Origin of the sequence: Nitrosomonas sp. ANs5 (genome assembly GCF_050584665.1) — a bacterium.
Classification (GTDB): Bacteria; Pseudomonadota; Gammaproteobacteria; order Burkholderiales; family Nitrosomonadaceae; genus Nitrosomonas.
Genome location: NZ_JBEUDO010000003.1, coordinates 22,084 through 47,412 on the forward strand (window position 1 = coordinate 22,084; position 25,329 = coordinate 47,412).

Annotated in this window: 21 protein-coding genes; 4 read left to right on the forward strand and 17 right to left on the reverse strand. The window is 53.0% G+C overall.

Annotation, left to right across the window (positions count from 1 at the left end):
* Positions 1-354 precede the first annotated feature (354 nt).
* A complete protein-coding gene (locus ABTW62_RS01335) occupies positions 355-1,464 on the reverse strand; it encodes a hypothetical protein (protein WP_430902777.1) in 1,110 nt (369 codons plus the stop codon).
* A gap of 495 nt (positions 1,465-1,959) precedes the next feature.
* Between ABTW62_RS01335 and ABTW62_RS01340 the strand changes: the two genes are divergently transcribed.
* A complete protein-coding gene (locus tag ABTW62_RS01340; protein WP_430902778.1) occupies positions 1,960-3,027 on the forward strand; it encodes a PEP-CTERM sorting domain-containing protein in 1,068 nt (355 codons plus the stop codon).
* A gap of 197 nt (positions 3,028-3,224) precedes the next feature.
* On the opposite strand, the gene ABTW62_RS01345 is transcribed toward ABTW62_RS01340, so the two are convergent.
* From ABTW62_RS01345 to gspG, 12 genes are all read right to left on the reverse strand, one after another.
* Positions 3,225-4,955 carry a tetratricopeptide repeat protein gene (locus ABTW62_RS01345; protein WP_430902779.1) on the reverse strand — a complete coding sequence of 577 codons (1,731 nt, stop codon included), beginning with the start codon at positions 4,953-4,955 and terminating at the stop codon, positions 3,225-3,227.
* A gap of 92 nt (positions 4,956-5,047) precedes the next feature.
* Entirely contained in the window at positions 5,048-5,671 is a 624-nt protein-coding gene (locus ABTW62_RS01350; protein ID WP_430902780.1) for a type II secretion system protein, read from the reverse strand.
* On the reverse strand, positions 5,671-6,045 hold the full coding sequence (locus ABTW62_RS01355; RefSeq protein WP_430902781.1) for a type II secretion system protein: 375 nt from the start codon (positions 6,043-6,045) through the stop codon (positions 5,671-5,673). The genes ABTW62_RS01350 and ABTW62_RS01355 overlap by 1 nt, the downstream gene beginning before the upstream one ends.
* Before the next feature lie 94 nt (positions 6,046-6,139).
* Positions 6,140-6,676, reverse strand: a complete 537-nt coding sequence (locus ABTW62_RS01360) for a type II secretion system protein (protein WP_430902782.1) — start codon at positions 6,674-6,676, stop codon at positions 6,140-6,142.
* 112 nt (positions 6,677-6,788) lie between these two features.
* The gene (locus ABTW62_RS01365) at positions 6,789-9,077 is read right to left on the reverse strand and encodes a secretin N-terminal domain-containing protein (protein WP_430902783.1); all 2,289 of its coding nucleotides are present in this window, start codon (positions 9,075-9,077) and stop codon (positions 6,789-6,791) included.
* Positions 9,074-9,646 (reverse strand): hypothetical protein, encoded by a 573-nt coding sequence (locus tag ABTW62_RS01370; RefSeq protein WP_430902784.1) that lies wholly within the window; start codon positions 9,644-9,646, stop codon positions 9,074-9,076. Before ABTW62_RS01370 ends, ABTW62_RS01365 begins: the two co-directional genes overlap by 4 nt.
* Before the next feature lie 78 nt (positions 9,647-9,724).
* Positions 9,725-10,243 carry a hypothetical protein gene (locus ABTW62_RS01375; RefSeq protein WP_430902785.1) on the reverse strand — a complete coding sequence of 173 codons (519 nt, stop codon included), beginning with the start codon at positions 10,241-10,243 and terminating at the stop codon, positions 9,725-9,727.
* A gap of 17 nt (positions 10,244-10,260) precedes the next feature.
* Entirely contained in the window at positions 10,261-10,797 is a 537-nt protein-coding gene (locus ABTW62_RS01380; protein WP_430902786.1) for a PilN domain-containing protein, read from the reverse strand.
* Positions 10,790-11,650, reverse strand: a complete 861-nt coding sequence (locus tag ABTW62_RS01385; RefSeq protein ID WP_430902787.1) for a hypothetical protein — start codon at positions 11,648-11,650, stop codon at positions 10,790-10,792. The genes ABTW62_RS01380 and ABTW62_RS01385 overlap by 8 nt, the downstream gene beginning before the upstream one ends.
* Entirely contained in the window at positions 11,631-13,319 is a 1,689-nt protein-coding gene (locus tag ABTW62_RS01390) for a GspE/PulE family protein (protein WP_430902788.1), read from the reverse strand. Before ABTW62_RS01390 ends, ABTW62_RS01385 begins: the two co-directional genes overlap by 20 nt.
* Positions 13,319-14,503: a type II secretion system F family protein gene (locus tag ABTW62_RS01395; protein WP_430902789.1), complete on the reverse strand. Its 1,185-nt coding sequence runs from the start codon at positions 14,501-14,503 to the stop codon at positions 13,319-13,321. The genes ABTW62_RS01390 and ABTW62_RS01395 overlap by 1 nt, the downstream gene beginning before the upstream one ends.
* Before the next feature lie 19 nt (positions 14,504-14,522).
* Positions 14,523-14,957 (reverse strand): type II secretion system major pseudopilin GspG, encoded by a 435-nt coding sequence (gene gspG / locus ABTW62_RS01400; RefSeq protein WP_430902790.1) that lies wholly within the window; start codon positions 14,955-14,957, stop codon positions 14,523-14,525.
* Between the two features lie 1,253 nt (positions 14,958-16,210).
* On the opposite strand from gspG, the gene dapF reads away from it, so the two are divergent.
* Entirely contained in the window at positions 16,211-17,065 is an 855-nt protein-coding gene (dapF, locus tag ABTW62_RS01405) for a diaminopimelate epimerase (protein ID WP_430902791.1), read from the forward strand.
* A gap of 217 nt (positions 17,066-17,282) precedes the next feature.
* Positions 17,283-19,031, forward strand: coding sequence for an ABC transporter ATP-binding protein (locus ABTW62_RS01410; protein ID WP_430902792.1), 1,749 nt, complete (start codon positions 17,283-17,285; stop codon positions 19,029-19,031).
* Here ABTW62_RS01410 and ABTW62_RS01415 read toward each other — a convergent pair.
* Entirely contained in the window at positions 18,991-20,244 is a 1,254-nt protein-coding gene (locus ABTW62_RS01415) for a multifunctional CCA addition/repair protein (protein ID WP_430902793.1), read from the reverse strand. The genes ABTW62_RS01410 and ABTW62_RS01415 overlap by 41 nt on opposite strands.
* An 11-nt stretch (positions 20,245-20,255) precedes the next feature.
* On the reverse strand, positions 20,256-22,163 hold the full coding sequence (locus ABTW62_RS01420; RefSeq protein ID WP_430902794.1) for a transglycosylase SLT domain-containing protein: 1,908 nt from the start codon (positions 22,161-22,163) through the stop codon (positions 20,256-20,258).
* Between the two features lie 22 nt (positions 22,164-22,185).
* Here ABTW62_RS01420 and ABTW62_RS01425 point away from each other — a divergent pair, with 22 nt between their 5' ends.
* Entirely contained in the window at positions 22,186-22,365 is a 180-nt protein-coding gene (locus tag ABTW62_RS01425; protein WP_430902795.1) for a hypothetical protein, read from the forward strand.
* A 36-nt stretch (positions 22,366-22,401) separates the two neighbouring features.
* On the opposite strand, the gene gdhA is transcribed toward ABTW62_RS01425, so the two are convergent.
* On the reverse strand, positions 22,402-23,745 hold the full coding sequence (gdhA, locus tag ABTW62_RS01430) for an NADP-specific glutamate dehydrogenase (protein WP_430902796.1): 1,344 nt from the start codon (positions 23,743-23,745) through the stop codon (positions 22,402-22,404).
* Between the two features lie 281 nt (positions 23,746-24,026).
* Positions 24,027-25,253: a hypothetical protein gene (locus tag ABTW62_RS01435; RefSeq protein WP_430902797.1), complete on the reverse strand. Its 1,227-nt coding sequence runs from the start codon at positions 25,251-25,253 to the stop codon at positions 24,027-24,029.
* Positions 25,254-25,329 lie beyond the last annotated feature (76 nt).

Here is a 25,329-nt window from a genome sequence, read left to right on the forward strand (position 1 = left end):
GGCAGCAGGAGGCGTGACAGCAATTCTTGTTTTTAGAAGCTATTTGGGAATGCCTGTTTCAGGTCCGCCCCTTCAACACCACAGCCATTACGGCGAGACAAAGTTAGTTACCGAGTCTGGATGGTCACGGCCCGTTGGGCCTCGCCATAACGGCGGTAACGTTGTGCGCGAGGGCCATTCTGGCTGCCGTGATATCAAACAGCGATCGACTGAGATTACCAAAATCATTCAGCACATCCTTGAAAGCGGTGCTGTATCGGCAAGGCGCATGCCGGTGAGAAGCATCACTCGATGCTTCTCACCGGTAACGACGAAGACCTGCGCGCTTGGGCCCCGGGTCTATCGATGGATGGATCAGTATCGCGTTTGGAGGCTGACTGGCTTTTCGTCGCCCAATTGTTCAGCAGATAGGAAACAGACCTCTCCACCTTTCTGAAGCACCTGTTCGATCAATACATCCACAACGTCATCGGTGACACCTGGCGCAGCTGGGTCAGCTTGCGGCATAACCGTTTTTTTCGCAAGATCAATAATGCCCGGCTGCGCATAACCGGTGCGCACGAATAAACGGAATGCGTTCCCCTCGTCGACGGCACGATAAATGGTAGAAAAATCCGTGAGTAATTGATGTGCACCACGTGCCTGCGCGATATGCTGCAATGCGATTTCGGCTCTGCGCCTGCGATAGTCGGCCACTGTGGTCTGCACATCCGCTATGATTTTTTCTGCGGGCGCCTTTAACTCGGGCACATTATCGACCTCTCCAACAATATCGCCCGGCCGGTCACAGGCCTCCTTAAAGAATGCCAGATTACGGACATCACCGACCACAATGACCGGCAAACGCTCACGCTCCTGATGATTCTGAACTTCCTGCAGGCTTTTATCTACACGATTGAAGAATTGCTTGAGATTGCCGGCATCATTGGGCATCTGAGCCCGATCAAGGCCATGTGGCGCAAAGAGCAGGGTATTGTCGATCGGAAAACTGCCCGCTCGCAACGCAGTCTGAGAATCGAATTCCGCAACCAACCGATCGTCGAAGGCTTCTATCAAGCGTACCGTTGCCCGTGAAATAACCAGTATGTAGTAATTGATCGAGCTATTGCTTTCCCTCACCAAATCACGGATGGCGAATGTGTCATCGATAATAACTCGCTGCTTGACCGTGAATGGAAAATGCATGAGCGCCACTTCTTCACGGTCGGCAAAAATACCTAGACTATCAAGATTGTAGTTATGGTTAAGCCCATCCACCTTTGCGTTGATGGCGTCGATAATTGCCTTGACTTCACGTTTATCCAGGTGGGTCTGCAACCGCTCCTCGGTTTCCTTGATAAGATTCTTGAGTGTGATGAGGTCTTGTCTGTTGTCCGGAAAAGTACGATGCGTCGGCAGCAAGATGCTGATTGCCAGACCATTCTTGCGCTGGCCCAGCTGATTCAGGAGCGATTTTAGATTCATGGAGATCCTCTATATTATCTGGATTATTCAAGAAATACTCCCCCGCTTGCCCGCAACCAATGTAGCAAAGTTACAAAAACAGGTCAAAATGACTGCAGAGAATTGTATATATTCCCAATTTTTTTACCAAACAGGTTGTGAGAAGACTTGTTCTATAGCAACACTCAAGCTTACGCGGTGTTCGTCGTTTAATGCAATAGCACAAAATTCACAAAAAAATTAATTCACGGATTTTGCGCTCAAATTCTTCGGGTTAAATAAATGTCCGCTTTGCAGAAATCCGGCCCGTTGGCGTACGCCACAGAATTGATGTCAGTTTCTTTTACACAGACCCCTTGGCACAAGCCGATCAACAATTGCTCACATAAAAAAACACTCTCCGAATCAGAGAATTAAAATTACTGGCATATATATTGCTTACTTCTTATTGGCAACAGAAATCTGTTAGCTACAAAAAATAAAATATTTTTAACCCTCTTCGTCAGGAGAAAAATCATGCAATCTACTGTTAAATCTAACAGGCGGAAATACCGGAGCCAAGCTTTTCAGGCATTTTCCGGCATCTGCCTGCTGATCGGCAGCACAACCAGCCAAGCAACAGTTATTCGGGGTGAAAGCGATGCTTACGCTTTATATATCGATCTACATGCCAGCGCTCCCGCTGTCAGCACGACAATTAATACTGTCACAGGCAATCTCCCAATCATAGGTCCTATCGTTCAGCCAATAACCCATAATCTGCTGGCTGCTATCGATGCCAACGCGACACTTGGCCCGGTAGCACCATCGACCGTCTCATCTCCTGTGCCTGGCAGCGATTCCAACAGCTTGGCAACAATCAATGCCTCCCTGTCGGGCGTCGCGAATGTCAATACCGGCCTGCTTACCACACAAGCCAACTCCAATGTTGACGGCCTGCCAGGCAATCTCACAACCGGAGCGAGTGCAGCGGTCAACCAGCTTGATATCGGCGTTCCCCTTCTCAATCTTCTGGGCCTGAGCGCCACAACACTCCAGTCGACTGCCCAGGTTACGGGAGATTTTGGCAGCCTGATGGCAACCGGCAATACCATACTGCAAGAAACCAACCTGAACTTATTAGGCGGCCTTGTCAGCTTGGATCTGGGTGCTTATACTGGCGAGAACAATCAAATTCTGGATGTCAATATCGATGTGATCGCGGATATACTGACCAGCGGCACTGCGGGCATTACCAGCAGCCTTCTCAGTGGACTCAGCATCATTCTGAACGAACAGATTGAAGATTGCACGAACGGCTTCTGCTCGTTAGCAGTCAATGCAATGCGCATTTCGTTCGATAACTTCAGCCATACCGGTCTATTTGCGAGTCTAGCACCATTACTTGGCGCCACAGTTGAAAACACATTGACACTTAATGGCGATATCATCATTTCGCACTCCTACGCGATGATGGAGGCAATTCAAGATCCGCTGCCACCCGCCGGTCAAGTGCCTGAACCAGGCAGTCTGGCATTGGTTGCGCTGGCATTGGGATTGATGCTGGTTTATCGACGCCGCCTTGCCAATCAAGGCAGGTTTTAATACATCGATTAAAACATAACGGTGATAAACTGCCGGACACTGGCATTGCAGCCAGTAGTGTCCGGCATCTCAGACATGCGGTTTATCTTTCCTGCAATCTTCACTAGGAAACATGAATTCAAAAATACCCAGCGCGAGCTATGGTGCACACAAGCGCACCCCTATGCCCTGCTGCCGCACTTACTTTCACAGGCCAATCACCTACGCGGCTGCAAAAATCGCTGCATGGTATCCAGCAGGACTTCATTGCCAGGATAGGCTTCCAGTGCCGAGCGCCACACTTTCTCAGCATTGTCCTTTTCCCCATTCATCCATAGCAGCTCACCCAGATGAGCCGCAATTTCCGGATCCGGGCGTGCCGCGAAAGCCAGATTCAAATAATTGAGTGCTTTCTTCAAGTTGCCCATGCGGTAATACACCCACCCCAGGCTATCCATGATATAAGGATCATCCGGCGACAGTGCAATCGCCTTCTGGATCAATTCCAGCGCTTCCGGCAGGCGTTGGCCACGCTCGGCGAGACTGTAGCCCAATGCATTGTAGGCATGCGCACTCTCCGGCTTTAATTCGATCAGCCGGCGCAAATCCCGCTCCAGCACATCCAATTTGCCGATTTTGTCCGCCACCAGCGCCCGCTCGTAAAGCAAGTCAGCTTGATCAGGATTTTTTTGCAAGTGCTTGCTCAACAAATCGTAGGCTTCGTGATCCGCATGGTTCTCCCGCAACAATTGCGCTTCTGATAAAACCAGTTGCATATATTGCTGCTCGTCGCTCGCGCGCACTGTTTGCAAATGCTGTCTGGCTGGTGCAATACCCTCCTGTTTGGCCAATAAAAACGCATACCGGATCTGGGCTGGAATATAGCGCTCCCCGCCCGTTACCCTGCGGTATGCATCCATCGCAGCGCTATCGCGTTGAGTGATCTCATTGACACGCCCTAAATTGAAATTCACGCTATTTGTGTCTTCAAAACCGAGTTGCAGCGCTTGCTTGAAATATTTTTCCGCGCGATCGAAATCATTCAACTCTGCGGACAACAAACCGATGGCCAGCGCGATATCGGGATTGGACGGATTTTCCTTTTCCAGTTTCTGGAATTGCTGCCGTGACTGACTGTAATCCTTATCTTCCATGAGCATGCGGATATAGGAAATGCGCATGTCATTGGCCTTGGGAAATTGCTTGAGATATTGCTCATAGAATGCAAATGCTTCAGCATTGGCAATTCTCTGCAGAATTCGTCCTTGATGAATCGCAGCCATCTCCCAGCCGGGGCGCAACCTGAGTGCCTGCTTCATGGCATCGGATGCAAGTTCGAGCTGATTGGCGGCCCATGCTGCTTGGGAAACGGCAAAATGCGCCTCCGGCAGCTCATTATGCACCGAGGCAAGTTGACGAATGAGTTTCAAGGTTTCGTTCTTGTCGCCGTGACGGGAAAGCAGCTTGTTAATTTGCATGAAAGCCTTGTCGATCGATTCCGGCTCCGAAATCAGTAATTTCTCGAGATGAGGGCGCGCGTAATTAAGCTGGCCAGCGCCTACATACAGCACCACGGCAGCCTGACGCGCATGAATTGAATCAGGCTCCAGTTCCACCCACAAATTGATCGATTCACGGGCTTCGTCAAACCGCCGCGCATGCAAAGCGATATCGGTTGCGCGCTCGGCGATTCTTGGGTCACGCGTATGTCTGGCCAGCCGGGTGTAACTCTCGACCGCGACATCCAGGTGATCGCGCTGCAGCGCAACTTCCCCCACTAAAAAATCAAACAGGATCTCGGCAGTCAGCTCTGAAGGCGCAGCAGCCTGATCCGATACCGCCAAACTGGATTGGCTCGAATTCGTCGTGGCACTATTTCCCGCCTTCGGCATTTGGGTACATCCCACCACGCTCAACAATAACATTACGCTAATCAATATGACATTCATCTTGTTTCAGCCTTCTGCAACCATAAATAATATTGAGACTCCCGGACAGCAAGCCTAGTTCTCACTTGCTGGCAGTCTAACTGATTTTGGCGCTATTCTTGAATAAAAGGATTGCCGCCAGCAGGAGATTGACCTGGCGCAAAGGGGTCAGCATCCGCTGCAGGTTGACTCTGGGAAAAAGGATTGAAAGGTGTTGCCGGCGAATCAGATTCCGGTGTTGCCGCAGGTTGGTCAGCTTGTCCTGCAGCCGCACCCTTGGCATGAGAAAATTTCCAATCCTGATAATTCTTGGCCTTCTCGAAAATGGAATATTCCTCTGGAAAATTGGCACGTTTGAGTGGTGTCCCGGTAGACAAGCTATACACACCAGTAATGCCACCATCCTGTTGCTCGATCAATCCCCACTCATGACTGTTGGTCATTGGATCGATAAAAATTTTTCGAAGATGCCGCCGGATTGCCGGCGAACGTTCGTCCTTGAGTAATTGCTCGAGTGATTCCGGGTAACGGCTGGTTCCCCCGGCCTGGGAGCTATCGTGATAGGATTCGATTGCCCGCCGGAACTGATCCCCCACGAACAGCAGTTCCAATTCTTTTTCCCGTTTGGCTGCAGTTTGCCACATTTGCCCCGCACCAGCCAGCATGACGCCGGCCAACATGACGGCAAACAATGTCCACAAATAAATATATCCCTGAACTGCTGCAGACCGCTTCATCACCACGATTCGTAGAATGTACCATCCAGTGCCTGTCGATCGGAAATGGTGCGCACATCGTACACACCGTCCATCTCGTCATCGGGTGGTGGAATCTCCACCCAGACAGCCTGATCGGTAATCGGATCAACCGGTATCGCGCGAATATAGCGCTCCTCAACCAATTGATGCAAATCATCCGGATAATTGCCGGTATCAGCATAATATTTATCGATTGCATCGCGCATGATGCTGAGATTCTGCTTGAGCACGGTTTCCTTGGCCCTGTCGACAGAAGCGAAATAGCGCGGCGCAACAATCGTAAGCAAGGTGGCGATAATGGCCATGACCACCAGTAATTCGATCAAGGTAAAGCCGGGCGCACGTAATCGCATAAAAAATTCACCTACTCATTAGTTGCTATGAAAAATGAACGGGCATCGTCTGATATCGCGCATACCGACCAGAGAGCAATAATATTGCCGGCACTCACCATTGATTATACGGAATCCCGTTCAGCCCCACCCGCTCCGAAAATGAGTAAATGTCGTAAATATCATCCCCTTCCTCGGGACTATCTGGCGCGCTCCCATAACTTCGCTTCCCCCAGGTTTCCGCAGCGGGGACATCCGGATCCTGAAACATGGGGTCACGCGGCAGACGGCGCAAGAAATATATTTTCTTTTTGTTCGGATCCTTGATGTCCGGCACCCCCATATCGAGATCCTCCAGCTTCCGGGGGTAGCCGGTTTCGTCAGCCTTTTTCTCCACCTGCCCTTCATCTGCTGCCAGCTTGTAGGCATCGATCGCAGTCCGGATTTGCCGTAATGCAACCCGCAGCTCTCGCTCCTTCTCCCGCTTGACGGTCATCTCCTGGAGCGGCATGGCAGCAGAAGCGAGTATTGCCATAATGGCAACCACGATCATCAACTCAACCAGCGTGAACCCACGACAGGTTGTGTGCAGTGGCCGCGGAAGACGTTTCAGCCATCGCCGGCTGGCCAGCCGTGGGTCATTGTGCAGCATGGGGCTCCTCTATTCCTTGTTCCAACAGCAATAATGGCTCTCCATCGAAATATGTATCGCCCCACCCTGCCTGGCACTGCCAATCACCCGGCTATGCCTATGATGTTGTGCCTCATTGGATTTCGACATTGACCGCCGATGGCAGTTCAGTTTCAACCGATTGACCTTTTTCATCCTGCACCTGCAGATTCTGGAGAGAAATTTCAGTCGCACCCGGATTGGCACTGATCGCCTTGAAACGTAGCACGGTCGTCATGCCTGTCGGTTGCTCCCGCCCCAGCTTGAGATTGCGTGATCCGGATTTCTCGCCACCATCCATCAACTCCAGCATGTCCTGATCATAGGTCAGATCCATTTCACCAGTTAGCATCGTATTCTGGGTCACCAGCCGGACGGTCGCGGTAAACTCCCGGCCCATTGCCACGCTTGCTGGCGCCATCAGGGTCACAGAAGGCGTGGCGGCACGGGCTTGTGCAGCAGCGGCCGCAAACGGATTGAGCGCTGGATCGGATGCATCGCCAAGCCCGGCGGATTGCACTGCTTGCTCAAACATCGTGCGGCCACCACCGCGCGCGGCACCGGAGGCTGCCATGGCCAGGGATTGTGGCGAGGTTTTACGAATCTTCACGGGCATCCTGCCAGCGGTACTGGCTGTCCCGGAATGAAACTCGCTCTCGAAATGATTGGGCTGAATGATATTACGCACGATACGCGGTGTCACCAAGAGCACAATTTCAGTTTTTTCCCGGTTCAAGCTCTGGTTAGAAAATAATCTGCCCAGTACCGGTATATCGATCAACCCCGGTAACCCGGTAAAGCCTTTCCTGTCTCGATCCTGGATCAGCCCGGCGAGTATTTGGGTTTCACCATTTTTGGACGAAAGCAGTGTTTCTGCGGTCCGCGTCCCCACAACAGGCACCTGTCCGCCATTATCCAGATTGATGGTATCGGTAACATTGCTCACTTCCAGTGAAACCTTGATCGACACTTCGTCATTTTGGGAAATAACGGGCTCCACATCCAGCTTAAGCCCCACTTCGACGAAAGTCACCGATTGCGAAACGGTCGCGGCCACACCCGTCACATTGGATGTGATCACCGGAATCCGGTCACCGATCAGGATTTTTGCCTTTTCGCGGCTCTTTACGCGAATCCGCGGATTGGCAAGGATATCATTCACGGTCAACACTTTCCTGAGATCGATAACCATCTGACTATTGACTGTAAAACTTTTCAGTCCATCGAATCCCAGCTGATTGAATTGTGCAGGATTGACGCCCCCCCGGTCCAGCACCGCCGGCACGCCGGGCACCGCACTGAAACCAACCCGGTCGGGAATATTCGGACCCAGATTCAGCAAGGTATTGCGGTTGATTTCCAATATCTCGACATCCAGCATCACTTCAGGATCGGGAAAATCATTGATCGCAACCAATCGCTCCACCAGCCGAACCATTTCCAGCGTATCGCGGATAACAAACAGGTTCAGCCTTTCGTTGACGTAGATATCACGTGCCTTGACCAGTCCCCGGATCATGGCCACCATTTGCTTGGCATCCGTATTAGCGATATGAAAACTACGAATAACCAATTCCTGATAATCCTTGTGCTTGGCGGGTGTATCCGGGTAAATCAGCAACGAATTCTCGTTGAGCACTTTATAAGACAGCTGATTGGTCATGAGCAACAATTTGAGTACGTCTTCGATGGGATTGTTGCGTACAAAAATTGAAGTCTTGGCCTCCTGCTGCACGTTGCGATCAAACACGAAGTTAATGCCAGCCGTGCGGGAAATCAGCTCGAAGACCGTTTTCAGCGGCGTATCGCGAAACTCCATGGTAATCGGTTTGCTGAATTCGGAAATCAATGCCAGCTCCGAACTCTCGGCACGCGCGATCCGTTCGCTCAATTGTTTAATGAACAGTCTTGCCTCGACCTGCACTGGATTCTCCGCCAACACATGCCGGACAATCTTTTCGGCACCCTCAAGATCATCGTGCGCGAGCAATTCTTTCGCCTGCTTGATCAGTATGCTATGGCCACGGTCCTGATCGATACCGGACAGCCCGACCTGTGCACGCTCGCTTCTCGGATGGATTTCCAACGCGCGCTGGTAGTGCCGCTCGGCCACTTCAAAATCACCGGCTGCCCGGGCGTTGTCCCCCTCGAACAAAATTTGCCCTAGAATCGCATCCCGCTCCCGGGAAAGAACAGTCCGTATTTCAACATTCTCCGGTTCCTCCTGCGCAGCCTGCTCGAGTTTACCCAGGCCAGCTTCCAGCTTGCCCTCGGCAATCAGCTGTTTCCCCTCGATAAAAGCCGGATTTCTGGTGGTATAGGTCGCACAACTGGCAAGCAGGGCGAACATAAGCAGCATGGAAATATATTTCCCGATAGTCATTGAATCCTTCCCGGATTTTTATCGTTAATCAGTAGTGTTTGCTTGATTCCCAGCGGAAGATAGGTCAGTTCGATGGCATCTTCCCTGATTCTATCGACCCGATATTTGTCATCGATACGCTCGCCCACTGCGGCCACATGGTTTTTATCCAGCTGTGTGAGAAAAATGCGGGTTTTTTGCCCCTCGCTGACTCTGCCGAGGTATTTGAATTGCAAGGGGGGGGCCGTCGGCGCGGGTGCAGGTGCAGGCGCAGCAGGCCGCACAATCAACTGCTCGGCGCCAAATGGGGATGAAGCACCACTGCCAGCAGGCGGTCGTTTGGGCTCCCAGGAAGTCACCGCAAAAATATCATCCGCCTCGGCACTGAATGCGCGCTTCCCTAATTGTTCGACGGGGAGTGATTCATGGGATTTTGCCGTTCCAGACGCGTTTCCTGCAACACGTTTTGCTGGCCGTATCGTCTCGATCGGCTCCTCCATTTCCGGTTCATCTTCCACCCATATCACTGCCAGCAGGGTAAGCGCCAATGCCCCCCAGAGTATGAGTTTGCGAGTGCTTTCACTAGCCATATGGAGTCATCACAATTTTTGATATCAAATAAACGAGAAAAGGCTGTGTGTGTTCATATGCCAAGAAAAATGCTGGCCTCAATCCACTTTCAAGTATAAATGCATACCCAGGCGGACATCGAGTCGCCCTGCCTGGATCGCCTCACGTTTGAAAGTGATATCAATCAGCGCCAAGGCGGGAATGGCGCGCAGCGCATCGGCGATAAATCCGCGAATTTGCGGGTAGCTCCCTTGCAACGGCAGCTGGATTTCATAGCGTGCCAACTTCGAATTTTGCTCTGCGACCAGGCGGTAATCGCTGCTGCTCAACTCCACGCCGCGTTGCTTGGCGATTTTATCCAGCTCACTGACCCAGTAAGGCGAGGAATCGCTGCGCGGAAAGAAATCGTAGAAAGCCTGCAAAGCCTGGTTATCATCCAGTTTGAGCGGTCCTGCCACATCGGTTTGTAGCCGCTGCATCGTTTCCACTTTGGTGATGAGTTGTTGCAATGCTTCCCGCTGGGGAACAACCGCCGCAAATAGCAGTATCAAGGCCAACACGAACAGTCCAACCCCGAATTTTCCAATATTGCCCAGACGCGCGATATACCAGCGCATCCTGGGCTGCCACTGTTCTAATATGAATCGCGCCACGTTGTCGTAACAGAAAAAATGATCGGGCGGCGTGGATGATCCCGCCGCACTTTATAATTAAGCAAATGCGTATTCTTGAAAACAGGCTCGCGCTCCAGGGCCTCCACATATTCAACCAGCCCGGTGAGATTTCTCGCCTCGCCCGACATGCGGATCACGCGGCTGGCCACGTTGGGCTGCAAGGATAAAAGCGCCACCTCTTTGCTGGCGGCAAGCTCCAGGGAATCGAACAACTTTTCCCATGGCAGGTTGAGTTGGTGCAGAATTTCGCTGGCCAGTTTGATTTCCTGCTGAGTTGTCTGGCTGATGCGCGCAGCCGGGGTTCTAGGCAGCTTGCGATGTTGCTGCTGCTGGGTCATGCGCGCTTCGCGTGCCTCCCAGTAAGTGATGTCCGCCATGGTCGATTTGAGCTGATAGATGACTGCAAGCAACGCCAGCAATCCCATCGCCAGCAAAAGATACTCCACCGCCGCACTGCGCTGCCCGCTATAGGGAAATGTTAGCTTGAGCTTACGCATGACTCCGCCCGCTATGATCAGTCTCTACGGCCTGGGGGAAACAAGCGGGCGCGGATTGTTTCTCGCTCGGCAAGCAGGTGAATTGCCAGCCGCCAACATTGGTCAATTCCCAATTCATGTATGCCGGTGCATAGACATATACTTGCTCGATCGATTCCCGCTGGCCCGAAATGATCGCTTCCTGTTCCAGTGCCGACAACAATTCCTCTTCAAGAGGCTGCACAATACGCTGATTGCGCACACAACGCCAGCTATCGTTCACCAACAAAACCAGACAAAAGCGTCCCGGCTCGATCAAGACAAACCATAATCGTTTACCCGGCAACTCGCTTGACCAGTGGTCCAGGGCGGCGGCGAGGTAAGGCTCGGTCTGCCGGAGTCTGATGTCATGACGCAACGTGAGTGCCTCGAGATCCGACAGCAAATTGAGCGGAATCGCTGCGCACAATGCTCCGTGGCAAGGATCCCACAGACTCACACTGAGGGCCCAGTCATCCACACGCTCACCGTAAGTTTCGCGCATTTGGAAATTTGCATACGCCAACAGTTCCTCGGAATCTGCCAGTGATGGTTGCGGCGCAACGATACCGTAGCGGACAAAATGATTCGATAGCGTGAAGGTGCACTCGCTACCGCGCTTGATGGCGGGCATACTGGCGTCCTCGCGGATTTCCCCAATCAACTCTTCCAGCGCCTGCAAGGGCGCTTGCCATTGCGCAGGGTCAGCCGCTGGCGTCCATGTTCGTGTCTGTTTGAACAACTGCACGGGTTTGATGCCGGCAGACAGACCCACAACATTCACCTCGCCCGGTGCCAGGAAAACCTGGATCTGGTTACGCCACAATGGTGACACGATTGGCCTCCTGCAAACTGGTTTGCCCTGCCTTGACCATCTCCAGCGCCGCTTCCCGCAGGAAATGCGTGCCATTGCGCCGCGCTGCCTCCTTGATGCGGCGTATCGGCGCCTGGGCGATGATCAGCTCGCGAATTTCATCATTCAACAACAAGATCTCGGCAATCGCGCTGCGCCCCCGATATCCGCTCCCCCGACACTGGCCACACCCTTTCGCCGATCGGAAAATAAATTGTTCCGCTTCTTCCAGCGTGATGCCCGATTCTTCAATCAGCTGATCGTCAGGCCGCTCCGTCACAGTGCAATGCGGGCACAGCAGGCGCACCAAGCGTTGCGCAACGATACCGTTGAGGGCAGAAACAAAGCTGTAGGGATCCACACCCATATGGGCAAAGCGCCCAATCACGTCAAATACATTGTTGGCATGCACGGTTGTAAAAACCAGATGCCCTGTGAGGGCTGCCTGGATGGCAATCTGCGCGGTCTCGGCGTCGCGAATTTCACCAACCATGATCTTATCGGGATCATGTCTCAAAATAGAGCGCAGGCCGCGCGCAAAAGTCAGGCCTTTTTTCTCATTGACCGGTATCTGCAATACGCCCGGCAACTGATATTCGATAGGATCCTCAATGGTGATGATTTTGTCGTTGCCGTGATTGACTTCCGAAATCGCAGCATACAGCGAAGTTGTCTTGCCGCTGCCGGTCGGGCCAGTCACCAACAGCATGCCGTATGGCTCTGAACTGAGGCGGCGTATACTGGTAATCGCTACTGTATTGAACCCAAGCTGATTGAGTGTCAGCCCTTCAACATGATCGGTCAGCGCCTGACGGTCGAGAATCCGCAGTACCGCATCCTCACCAAAGATACTGGGCATGACGGACACCCGGAAATCGATTTCTCGCCCTTGGATCGAAACCTTGAAACGCCCATCCTGCGGAATACGGCGCTCGGCAATATCCAGTTCGGACATGACCTTGATACGGGAGATTACTTGCTCGGCCAGATCTGCCCCCCGCATGACCCCAACCGTAGTCAATACCCCGTCGATACGATATTTGATAGACAACGCACCCGGTGCTGTCTCGAGATGAATATCACTGGCCTGCGATTTGTGCGCGTCGTACAAGGTCGAATGAACGAGGCGCACCACCTGGCTGGTGCCTTCATGTATCGTCTTGAGCGACAGCTCCTCAACGCCGGTCCGCATCAGTTGCTCTTGCGCAGAAGGCAGCACATTATCCATCGCGCGCATATTCTGTTCTTGCTGCACAAAGAATGCGGCCAGGTCGGCAGGATGCACGAGGTGCCAGAGCGCATCTACCGGCACATACTCCTCCACCCAGGCACGCAAACCGGGACGGAATGGGTCGCCTGTCGCCAGCAGGTAGGTTTGCGCTTTTTGCAGCAACACACATTCCTGTTTGACCGCTTGCGCAAACGGCAGACGGTCAAAAGCCGGTTGCAGGCTGTGCAGATCTTCCATGGCCAAGACAGGCATATGCAAGGCCTGGCCCAATGCGGCGACCAACTCATCTGGTGTGCCCTGGAACGTTTCCTCAAGCGCCTTGATCAACGAGACACCACGCGCCAAAGCTTGCTCGCGTGCCAGTGCGAGCTGACCTGAATCAAAACGGGGCACTTCCGTAAGCGCTGCAGTTGTCGGCATCAATTGATACTTCCTGCCAGCTCGAAAATTGGAAGATACATGAGGATGATGATACCGCCGATGACCGTTCCAATCACCGCCATCAGCACCGGCTCGATCAGCTTGGTCGTCCACTCGACCCAGCGCCCAATTTCTTCGTCGTGGAAATTACCTATACGTTCCATCATGTCACCCATGAGCCCTGTGCGCTCGCCGACTCGCAACATACGGCTGCCCACTGCAGTCGTCAAATCGGCACTTTGCATGGCAGTGGAAATCGGCCGGCCTTCCCGAATGAGCGCAGCGGCTATTTTCACTCGGGGCCGGAAGTGTGGTTGCAGCAGGTCGCTAACCATTTCCAACGCTTGGGTAATAGGAATACCGCCGCGCAATAACATCCCCAGCGTTTTGTAGAAGCGCGCAAGTTGATACACCCGCATTCTTTCACCAATCGCCGGTATGCGCCATAACGTTTGCAATAAGCGTGCGCGCACTTGTTGCTGCGCCAGCGCGTAAAAGCTTGTTGCCAGCAGTACTGTCACGATACCCGCCAATATCCAGCCATGCTCCTGCACAAGATGCCCCCACTTAATCAGCAGCATTGACATCCAGGGCAAATCCGAGCCGATATCCTCATAAATCGCGCTAAATTTGGGCACGACAAAAACCAGCAGAAACATCGCCACCAGTAATCCCAGCACCAACAGCAAGACTGGGTAAATGGAGGCGCCCACCAGCTTTTTGCGGACCAAATCCATTTGTGATTGATACACCAGATAACGTGTCAAGGCTTCGGCCAAATCACCGGTGCGTTCACTTGCCCGGATTGTCGCCACGTATAAAGCGGGAAATACTTGCGGATAGGATGCAAGCGCCCGCGAGAAAGTTACCCCTTCGTACAGTCTCGCCAGCAATTTGTGGAGTAATTCACGTACCGAACTGTCCTCTTCTTTCTCAGCCAGCGTTTCTATGCTTTCCACCAGACTGAGTCCGGCCGTCAGTAACGCGAGCAATTCCTGCGAAAAATGGCTCAGCGGAAATCTTGAACCGGTTTGGGGCAGCAGGCTGGTAAACTTCCGCCTGATGCTCAATACCACTCCGCCTTGCGCACTGATCTGGCTGCGAACCTCCGCCTCGCTGGCGGCTTCGAGCTCGAGTGACACAGTGCCCTGCTTGGCAAGCAGCGCTTTGACCGTATATCGCATGCGTCGGGACTACTTGCCGTTACCAGTTAGTGATATCCGCATCCTCGCCAGTACCGCCCGCTTGACCATCCTTGCCATATGAAAACAAATCGAAGTCATTTTGCTCGCCGGGATATTTATATTGGTATGGCCTACCCCATGGATCTTCGGGGATGCGCTTGCTCAAATAAGGCCCCTGCCATCTGGGTTCATTGCCAGGCGCCATCACCAGGGCATTCAAACCCTGCTCAGTGGAAGGGTAAGCGCCCACATCCAGTCTGTATTGATGCAGGGCTTTTTCCAGGGAATCGATCTGGGCCTGCGCCATTTTGACCTCGGACTTACCCACTTGTGAAAAATACTTGGGCCCTACATAAGCGGCCAGTAAACCGATAATCACCATGACCACCAGCAATTCCAGCAATGTAAACCCACGCATACGACCCAAACGCGTCCGAACAAATACATGCTTCATATTTTAACAACCTTTGAATTTAGATTTTTTCTCAGAAAATCTCTCGACAGAGAATACACAAGCAAAAGAAGTATGATACCGAAATAGACGGGGCTGATCACTTTATTGGAACACTGGCTAAGCGCTATATCCTGCATCTGCAAGCGACAAGACTGCCAAGCTAGCAACATCGCCAGACCTGTCCAGCGTTTTGTCACATACGGCAACGTAGGACATTACATTATTGTTTGCGCCATATAGTAGAGTTGCGACCAATCCTGGTCAAGCGGGAATAAGCCATGGTTTTCTACCCATGGCGATTCTCCTGTTTTGCCAGCTCTGTCTCTAGGAGGCTGTCCGAGAACAATCCACTGCCTTTACGGTTGCCCGGCAGTATTAAGGGCACCTCCAAGCTGTTCTGAAAACAAGCGCGCCACTGCCTGCTGATCTGTCCGGGTCAACTCGTAATGTAGACATGCGTCCCGCACAGACTGGCTTTAGGAAAGCTCAACCGTGATTCTCATCAAGCAAACGCCAACGTATGATACGACAAGTTTTCCATCCAGCTAGTTCATGATCGCGACACTCGTGCCCGGCAAGCATTTGCCCTATGCAATTGGCTGCATGGTTGGTTGCCATTCGGCTCGATAATGCCTGAAACCACTTTACGATCGGTACCGGTAGTCTACCGGGCAAATATTACCTGATTATTTCACATGTCACGATCGCTGCCCCTGATTCTGGCTGTCAGCTGCAGATGGTTGTTTTCACACTCAGCCGATTGGCAATGGCGCTACCAGCTGATTTTTGCACAGTTAGTTACTAAAAAGCTGTTTGGAAATGCTGAATTTGAATGATCATACAGCAATGACACATGTCGATACACTCATCATCAAGGCCAGACTGACGTTGGACTAGGAGGCTGTCCGAGAATAGTCTGATCTACTACGGACGAGCCTGATTGGCCGGATTTTACGATCCTTTTCGTTAAATAGAACGACTATTCGCCTCAAATGATCGAAAAATCCAACTCAATCAGCCCCGCCCTCGCTACGATCGCTATTCTCGGACAGCCTCCTAGATGGCTTCGTAGCGCTCGCCAAGGCAGCTAGAAATGACCACCACACACAACTTGACCACCGTCTTGGCGAGGCCCAACGGGCCGCGGCCATCCAGATGCTTTTTGGCAATCATATCTCGCTACAATGGTTATGATTTTGGAAACCGCATATTTCAGTCCGTCCAACCAGAAATTCTGGGATAGAATCACCCCCATGAAACTAAAGTTCACGAAAATGCATGGACTAGGAAATGATTTCGTTGTGATAGACGCCATCAGCCAGTCTGTCTCGCTCTCCCCCGAAGTCATCCGGCAGCTGGCAGACCGCCACTTGGGAATTGGTTTTGATCAATTATTGCTGGTTGAAAAGGCCCGGGGAGATGCGGACTTTCGTTATCGTATATTCAATGCCGACGGGGGCGAGGTGGAGCAATGCGGAAATGGCGCCCGCTGTTTTGTCCGTTTTGTACATGCCCATGGCCTGACCGACCAGCAGACTATTCGCGTCGAGACCATCCGGGGCGTCATCACGCCAACGCTCGAAACAAATGGCGAGATTAGCGTGAATATGGGCATTCCGCGATTTGATCCTGCAGAAGTACCCTTTGCCGCCCAACAACGCGCACCAACCTATCCCCTGAAAATTAATGACCACAGCGTCGAGATCACGGTGCTGTCAATGGGCAACCCGCATGCGGTGCAAATCGTGCCCGATATCGAGCTAGCACCGGTAGCGAGTGAAGGGCTGATGATCGAATCTCATCCTGCTTTTCCGCAAAGGGTCAACGCGGGTTACATGCAGGTTATCGATCGCAACCATATCCGACTGCGTGTATTCGAACGCGGAGCTGGTGAAACAATGGCTTGTGGCACCGGTGCTTGCGCAGCAGTTGTCAGCGGTATCCTGCGCGGCGTATTGGACAACCAGGTCCACGTCAGCATGCGCGGTGGCAATCTCCGGATTCGCTGGCTGGGAGAGAATCAGCCGGTCTGGATGACCGGCCCGGCAGTCACTGTATTTGAGGGCGTCATTGATTTACAGGACAGCGGGCAACACCGGCACGATTAGCTTATAAATCGACATATCACCCTGAGCGGAACCTGGATCGCCTGGTTAACCGTCCTTTAGTTAGACCGCATACTGCAATGAGAAGAATAAGCGGTTATTGTCATACTCGCCCCATGAGCGAATCATCAACGGGCCAGCCATGCCTGCTTTTTCCTGCAAATATCTGTAGAATTCCGGCCAATCCTCTGAATATAGTCAACAAACCTCCACGCCCGTCATGCGCACTCTGATTACGTATATCATGGTTTTTCCCAAGCGTAGTGCATTTGTACTGATTGCACTACTGCTGGCAGGCGTCGCAGAAGCACTCAGCCTGACTGCACTGCTGCCACTGCTCTCCATTGCCGTGGGAGAATCGATCGATTCCAATATTGGGAAATTCATCGTTCAAATTTTCCATCGGGTTGGCATCGAACCCACTCTGGAATTCATACTATTGTTCATCGTCAGCGGGATGCTGGTCAAAGGCTGCATCCTGCTTCTGACCAATCGACAGGTGGGCCATACGGTGGCACATGTCGCGACTGCTTTGCGGTTGAATCTGATCGAGGCACTGCTCGCCAGCCGCTGGCAATATTACCTGCGCCAGCCCGTCGGCGCACTGGCCAATTCGGTCGCGACCGAAGCCTATCGGGCGGCCAACGGTTTTGAGCACAGCGTCAATGTCTTGGCGCTGGCCATCGAGGTCCTGGTCTATAGCATCGTTGCCCTGTTCATATCCTGGGAAGCGACACTGGGTTCACTGATTATCGGCATGACTCTGTTCATGGTCTTACATCGCTTGGTCAGGGCAACCAAACGGGCGGGTGCGAAACAGACACAACTCCTGCGTCACTTGCTGACTTATCTGTCCGATGTGCTGGGATCGGTCAAATCCTTGAAAGCGATGGCCCGCGATAATGTGGCCGATGCCATTTTGCATGATCAAACCCAGCAACTGGAAAAGGCCACCCGTAAGGAGGTCACGAACCGGGCCGCACTGCTTGCCCTGCAAGAACCCATACTCGCAGCCCTGACCGCCAGCGGCCTGTATATTGCGCTGATAGTCTGGAATCTCTCGTTGCCTGAAGTCATGGTCATGGTATTTCTACTGACGAGAACCCTGGGATTGCTCAACAAGATGCAACGCCGCTACCAGCAACTTGCAGTTCAGGAAAGCGCCTACTGGGCGCTGCGTCATGCAGCCGAAGATGCGCGCAAAGAAGCCGAGCGCACCACCGGCACATTGGCCCCAACCTTGGAACAGGGGCTGAGTCTACGCCATATCGCCTTTTATTACGACCGGAAACCCATCTTCAAGGATTTGAGTATCGAAGTACCGGTCAGATCCTTTACTGCTGTGATTGGCTCTTCGGGAGTGGGCAAAAGCACGCTGCTCGATCTGCTCTGTGGACTGGCCGAACCCAAATCGGGTGAAATTCTGGTCGATGGTGTCGCGCTGCACAACATTGATCTTCGCCAATGGCGGCACATGATAGGCTATGTCTCCCAGGACACTGTATTGCTGCACGATACCATCCTGAACAATATCATCGTTGGCGAACCCACCCTCCAGATTGAAGATGTGGAACATGCGCTGAAACAAGCTGGTGCCTGGGATTTCATCAGCGCATTCCCGGACGGCATTCATACCATCGTTGGCGAGCGAGGCGGATTGCTCTCGGGCGGACAGCGTCAACGTATTGCCATTGCCAGGGCGCTTGCCCACCGGCCCAAATTGTTATTGCTCGATGAGCCCACCAGCGCGCTGGATCCAGAAAGCGAACGCGTCATTTGTGAAACACTGCAAAAACTGGCGCAAGAATTTACAATCATCGCCGTTTCCCATCAGCCTGCGGTCATTCAAGCGGCAGACCGGGTATTCATCCTCTCTGACGGTCGGGCGGAATTATTGTCAAATACTCATCCAGACGCCAATCCTGCGCTCATTGGGCGGGATGCGGCACAGGGTCAAGAAACGATCTGATTTTCTCGATACGCGCCTCGCGCACGCGTTGATTGATCAGCCTGGGCAAGGCTTGATCATTTGGGTGCTGGCGGCCTAATTGCATGGCAATAGCCCCTGCATCGACGCTATGTGCAGCGAGGAAAGCTTGTTTCAGACGCTCCGACTGCGGATAAGCTTTTTCTGCGTAACCAGGGCGCCCATGAAAATCACTGGCACAGGCTTGCAAGAATGTCTTGAAGCGCTCTTGCTTGCGATAGGCATCAGTTGCTTGCAGCATATCGGCTATCGTGACCGGACAAAGCGCCAATGCGTGATGCACGTCGCCATGGTAACGTGCCACCAATAAAGCAAAATCACGCACATCCTTAGGCACCCGCATACGTTCGCACAGCGCCGCCACCAGTGCCGCACTCCGCGCTTCGTGATCGGTATGCCGCGGCCATTCATCGGGCGGCGTGATGCCTTTGCCCAGATCATGCATCAATCCCGCAAACCGAACTTCAAGCGGATAGTCCTGCGAGGCTGCATAATCAATGACCATCATGACATGCAGACCGGTATCGATCTCGGGATGCACCTGCGCAGGCTGCGGCACACCGAACAGGGCATTGACTTCGGGCAGGATGCGCGCCAGCGCGCCGCATTCCCGCAGCACATAAAACATGCGCGATGGATGCCGCTCCATCAATCCACGGGCAATCTCCTGCCAGACACGCTCTGCCACCAAGGCTTCGGCCTCGCCGTTATGCACGATCTCGCTCATCAGCGCGAGCGTCTCTGGCGCAACCTGGAACCCAAAACGCGCGGCAAAACGCGCGACCCGCAACACGCGCACAGGATCCTCGACAAACGCTGGACCTATGTGACGCAGAATACCGGCCTGCAGATCGGCAACCCCTCCAAAGGGGTCGACGATATTGCCCTCCTCGTCCTTGGCCATGGCATTGATAGTCAAATCACGCCGGGCCAGGTCTTCCTGCAATGTGATATCCGGCGCGGCGTAGACCTCAAACCCCTTGTAGCCCCTGGAAATCTTGCGTTCGGTTCTTGCCAGCGCGTATTGTTCCTGCGTTCCGGGGTGCAGGAACACCGGAAAATCCTTGCCCACCGGGCGGTAACCCAGTTGCACCATTTTTTCCGGTGTCGCCCCCACCACGACATAGTCGTGATCTTTTATCGGCAGTCCCAATAATTCATCCCGTACGGAACCCCCTACTCGATAAACCTTCATAGATGAAATGACTAATTTTTCGGTGCGACGATGCCAAGTCGCTGTTTCAAAGTCGGCCGATGCTGATGTTCGAAATGACTGGCGTAATACATTGAATTACTCAGCACCACCTTGACATAATCCCGCGTCTCATTGAAAGGAATCGTTTCTGCGTAGATTGCGCCTTCCAACGGCGTCGAATCCCGCCATCGTTTTGCCCGGCCCGGGCCGGCATTATAGGCAGCAGCGGCCAATAACGGCTGATCATCAAACTGGGTCAGCACATGCTTCAGATAATAAGCACCCAGTTGCAGATTGGTATTGATATCGGTCACCGCATTGACCTTGAAATGCTTCACCCCGAGTTTGCCAGCCACCCATTTGGCCGTGGCCGGCATGAGCTGCATCAGACCCATGGCGCCCGCACCCGATTTGATATCCGCGATGAACCGGCTTTCCTGTCTGATAAGCCCGTACACAAATGCTTCATCCAGCTGATGCTGCTGTAGCACCGCGCGCATTTGGTCACGGTAAGGTGCGAGATAACGCAAACTGAAATCATGGCGTGACACTGTCTTGATTGCCGTATTGATGGCGCGGTCATAGATGCCATGGCGCTGGGCTACCCTGGCCGCTGCCAGCAGTTGCTCATCCGTGAAATCCTGTATCGTCCAGATCCATTCACGATTTGCTTCGATCCTTTGATTCAGTTGGTACAACGCCAGGGCCCGGCGGATTCCAGGGACTTTTTCCATGGCACTGACTTCATTCGGCCGGGGCTGATATGCAGTTGCCGGCACGCTGAACATCGCGCCGAGCTCTTCCTTGGCCATCAGTCCATAGAAGCCATGTTCATGACTTAAAGGCGCCAGCAACGCGTTGGCCTCTGCATGCTTGCCAGTGGTATTCAGCGCCCGCGCACGCCAGTAGCGCCAAACATCTTCCTGGCGCATCTCGTCCGGCATATGATCAATACTGTCCAGCAACAATGTCCAGTTGCCCGCACGCAGGACCACCCTGGCCTGCCAGGCCAATTTGACATCGGAAAGCGGATAAACCTGTTTGCCGCGCGTAGCCTCCGCAAACCAGTTTAGGGCCCGCTCATCCTGCCTGATCGCAGCCCAATATGCGAGATTACCCATGAAATAGGATTGATCCACTGCCGGAAAACGATCGCGAACTTTGTGCCAACGTGCGAAAGCCTGATTGGTCTCGCTACGCAACAGGCGCAGCAGCGCAAACAATACAACCTCCCGTTCAGCACGCGACCCGTAGCTGGCCTGCTTGTCGAAAAAGTGCCTGGGATCCTTGGCTGCGGCGTTGACTTTTTGTAAATTGAGCGCCAGGTTACGCGGCAGATACTTGTTTGTATATTTAGCCACACCGGTATTGCCGGCTTCAAGCGCCGATCTGATTCTGGACCAGACATCCTCTATCGATATTTTGCCAGCCTTGATCAGCTTATCGAAAGTCGCGATGCAACTATCCGGCATATTGCGTCCCGTCAGCCAGAGTGCACGCACCGCCTCGACAGCCGCCTCATCCTGGTTGAGTAGCCGATGCTGCAAGGCGTAGCACCTCAACGTATCATCCTGATTGACCAGTTTCGGATATTCTTCGGCAAAAACTGCCCAGTGCTGGCGTTTTCCCAGCAAACGCAACCAGTCTCCTCGCATTTTATCGGCCACGAGGCTGCCCTCATGTCGCGCCAGAAATGCTCTGATTGAACTGACATTGCTGTCTTCCAACGATAAACGCAACTGAAAGTATTCAGCATAAGGCGACAACACATGATGCTTCATGCGGTCTGCATATTTGGCGACACGCACCGCATCACCCACTCGGAACGCTTCCCGGATCGCCAAAAAATCATCGTCAACACCTGCAACCAGCGTCTCGACCCAAAATATCAGCATAAATCCAGCTAGAATTTTTTTCATCACCTATCCATCGGTTAAAACCATGACACAAACCATCACCCAATCCACCACCTGCTCGATTGTGGCAATCTCCGGCCGTCAAGCAAAGACAACCCCGGTTTTCTCCGGGGTTGTCTTTGCTGCACACTTTAGCCTACAGGGAAAATTATGCATCGATGTCTGGATAAAAGAGGTTATCACCAATTTGCTCGGATCAGTTTGATGCAATGCCGGGAAGCGTACAACCGCTCATCCACCGTCAGATGACACCTTGAGCCCGCATTGCATCGGAAACCTTGACGAAACCAGCAATATTCGCGCCATCCACATAATTGACGCTTCCATCGTTTTTAGTGCCATAATCGATACAGGATTGATGAATGGCCCTCATGATTTCCTGCAATCGCATATCCACTTCTTCATGTGTCCAGAAAAGCCGCATGGCCTGTTGACTCATTTCAAGGCCTGATGTCGCAACCCCGCCGGCATTACTGGCTTTCCCCGGAGCGAAAATAACTTTCGCATGTTCAAAACGTGCCACAGCCCCTGCCGTACAAGGCATGTTTGCACCTTCGGCCACACAGCTTACGCCATGCTTGATCAAGATAGCCGCGTCGTCATCACTGATTTCGTTCTGAGTCGCGCAGGGCAGTGCGACATCCACTGGCACATGCCAGGGCTTTTCGCCAGGCAGAAACTTGGCGCCGACCCGCTCGGCATATTCATTCACCCGCCCGTAAAGGTGGTTCTTGACTTCCGCAAGCACAGCCAGCTTCTCGGGTGTAAAGCCATCTTCGTCGACAACACTGCCACTGGAATCCGAAATCGTGACAATTTTGGCCCCAAATGCCATGGCCTTCTCGATCGCATATTGCGCCACATTCCCGGAACCGGATACCGCTACACGCGCGCCATCCAGAGAACGGCCGGCATGCTTCAACATTTCCTCGACAAAATAGACGACACCGTAGCCTGTCGCTTCCGGTCGCAACAGCGATCCGCCGAAGCTAAGCCCCTTGCCGGTGAACACGCAATCGGAACGATTGGTCAACTTTCTTACCATCCCGGCCATGTATCCGACTTCCCGTCCGCCCACACCGATATCTCCTGCTGGCACATCGGTATCCGAACCGATATGCCGGAACAATTCGCTCACATATGCCTGGCAGAAGCGCATAATTTCACCCGGACTCCTGCCCTTGGGATCGAAATCCGACCCGCCCTTGCCCCCGCCCATGGGCAGCGTTGTCAGCGCATTCTTAAACGTCTGTTCAAACGCAAGAAACTTCAGAATGGAAAGATTGACCGAGGGATGGAAACGTGTCCCGCCCTTGTAGGGCCCGATAGCTGAATTATGCTGGATACGGTAGCCGCGGTTGACTTTGACATCGCCATGATCATCCACCCAGGCCACGCGAAACATAATCACGCGCTCTGGTTCGACCAAACGGTCCAATAAACCATGCTCGGCGTAACGTGGGTTATCCGTGATGAACGGCCACAGGCTCTCGATAACCTCGGTAACGGCCTGCAGAAACTCAGGCTGCCCCGGATTCCTGTCTGCAACATAGTTTCTGAATTCTTCGATACTCTTGTATTGCATTTCTTACCCTCCCTGATGAAATTGTCTAAAAAAAACCGGCTTCTGATGACTCATATTGCCGATAACCATGAAATTTCACTGATTTCGCAGAGGATTGCAAGCCATTTCTGAAAATAATTCCGGAAGCCATGCCAATGACAAATTGCAGAAAACCGTTCTACCCAAAAGATGGATAAAACCAAGAGACGGGCAGCCCGGCACGACGAGCAAGCGCCGACCTGGCATTATCCTGGGAACCTCATCCAAACGAGGTTCCCAGGATAATCAATCGAAACAAAACATTATTCCAGGATCCCTGGGGAGAACTGCATGGTGCGTACTCGGTACTCGGGCGTGGACTCCGTCCACGCCAACATAAATCCTGCCTGGTTACGAACCAGCTGCGGCACACCGGCGCCACGCCCGGCACTGACAGGCGCCAAAGGAACGACTGCGCCCATCAAGCCGTCGGATGTCAGCTTGCGTACGGCCAGCCACGATTGTTTATGCTCCCGGTCCACTGCGGTCAGCCATGCCACCAGCGCCGTCTGCTGATCCAACCAGGCCAGACTCACCCGGCCTACAGGCTTGCCGGCATCGACATCAATCGCTCTCGAAAAATGTCGGCCGGCATCATTGGAAAAAGCCACGCTAATCCTTGGGCGGTCACCCTGTGCAGTATACCATGCAGCCACTACCTGATTGTCCTTGGCCGCCAAGGCAGGTCCATTTACCGGACAGCCGTCGATCGACCAGCCTTCGCCACCGAGTCCGGCAGGCGCCGTCCACCGATCCCCCATCATGCGAGCCGTGTAATGATCCCGGACTTGCCCTGCACGTCGCCCGCGCCAGGCAACGACTGGCCCGGATGAGGTAGTAACGGCCGCAGTCCAGCAACAAGTGCAAGTATCATCGTCGATCACTACCTCCGGTCCTAGCACACCGTTGTCATTGAGTTGTGCATAACGCAATGCAAATTTGCCCGGCTGTGATTGTTTATAAGCTCGTCCATCCAGCCAGATGATACCCACACCCCCTTCGACTGGGAAAATCGACACAAACCCATGCTCCGCCGCGATGTTATCCCGATGGGGCGTTTGGGGTTTGCTCCATGTCTGGCCAGCATCCCTGGAAAACGACAGCTGTATATCGTAATCATAACTGCCCCCACCAGGCGTTTTGAGCAGCCAATGCGCCACCCAGAAAGTCTCGTCAATCGCCGTCACGGAAGGAAAGTCAGCCCAATTAATGAACCAGTTCTGACCGTGCGCAACGACGCCCTGTCTAACCCAGCGACCTTGCTCATGCACGGCGAATCTCAAGATATGACCCTCTTCATCATCCTCGATCCAACTCAACAAGGTTGAACCATCCGCCAATGGCGCCAAACGTGGCAACCTTGCGCCTATTCCGGCAGGATTATCCATGACCAGCGCGCTGTTGCCGGCATGAACGAGCGCATCACTGCGGATCAAAACCATGCAGGACAAGCCTGACACGAGCATCAACACCTTAATCAGTCGCAGCATATTGCTATACCTAATTTAAGTGAACCTGAAAATCCCGGTTTGAGAGGCTGGCATGTACGGCTTTCAAATGTGAAAT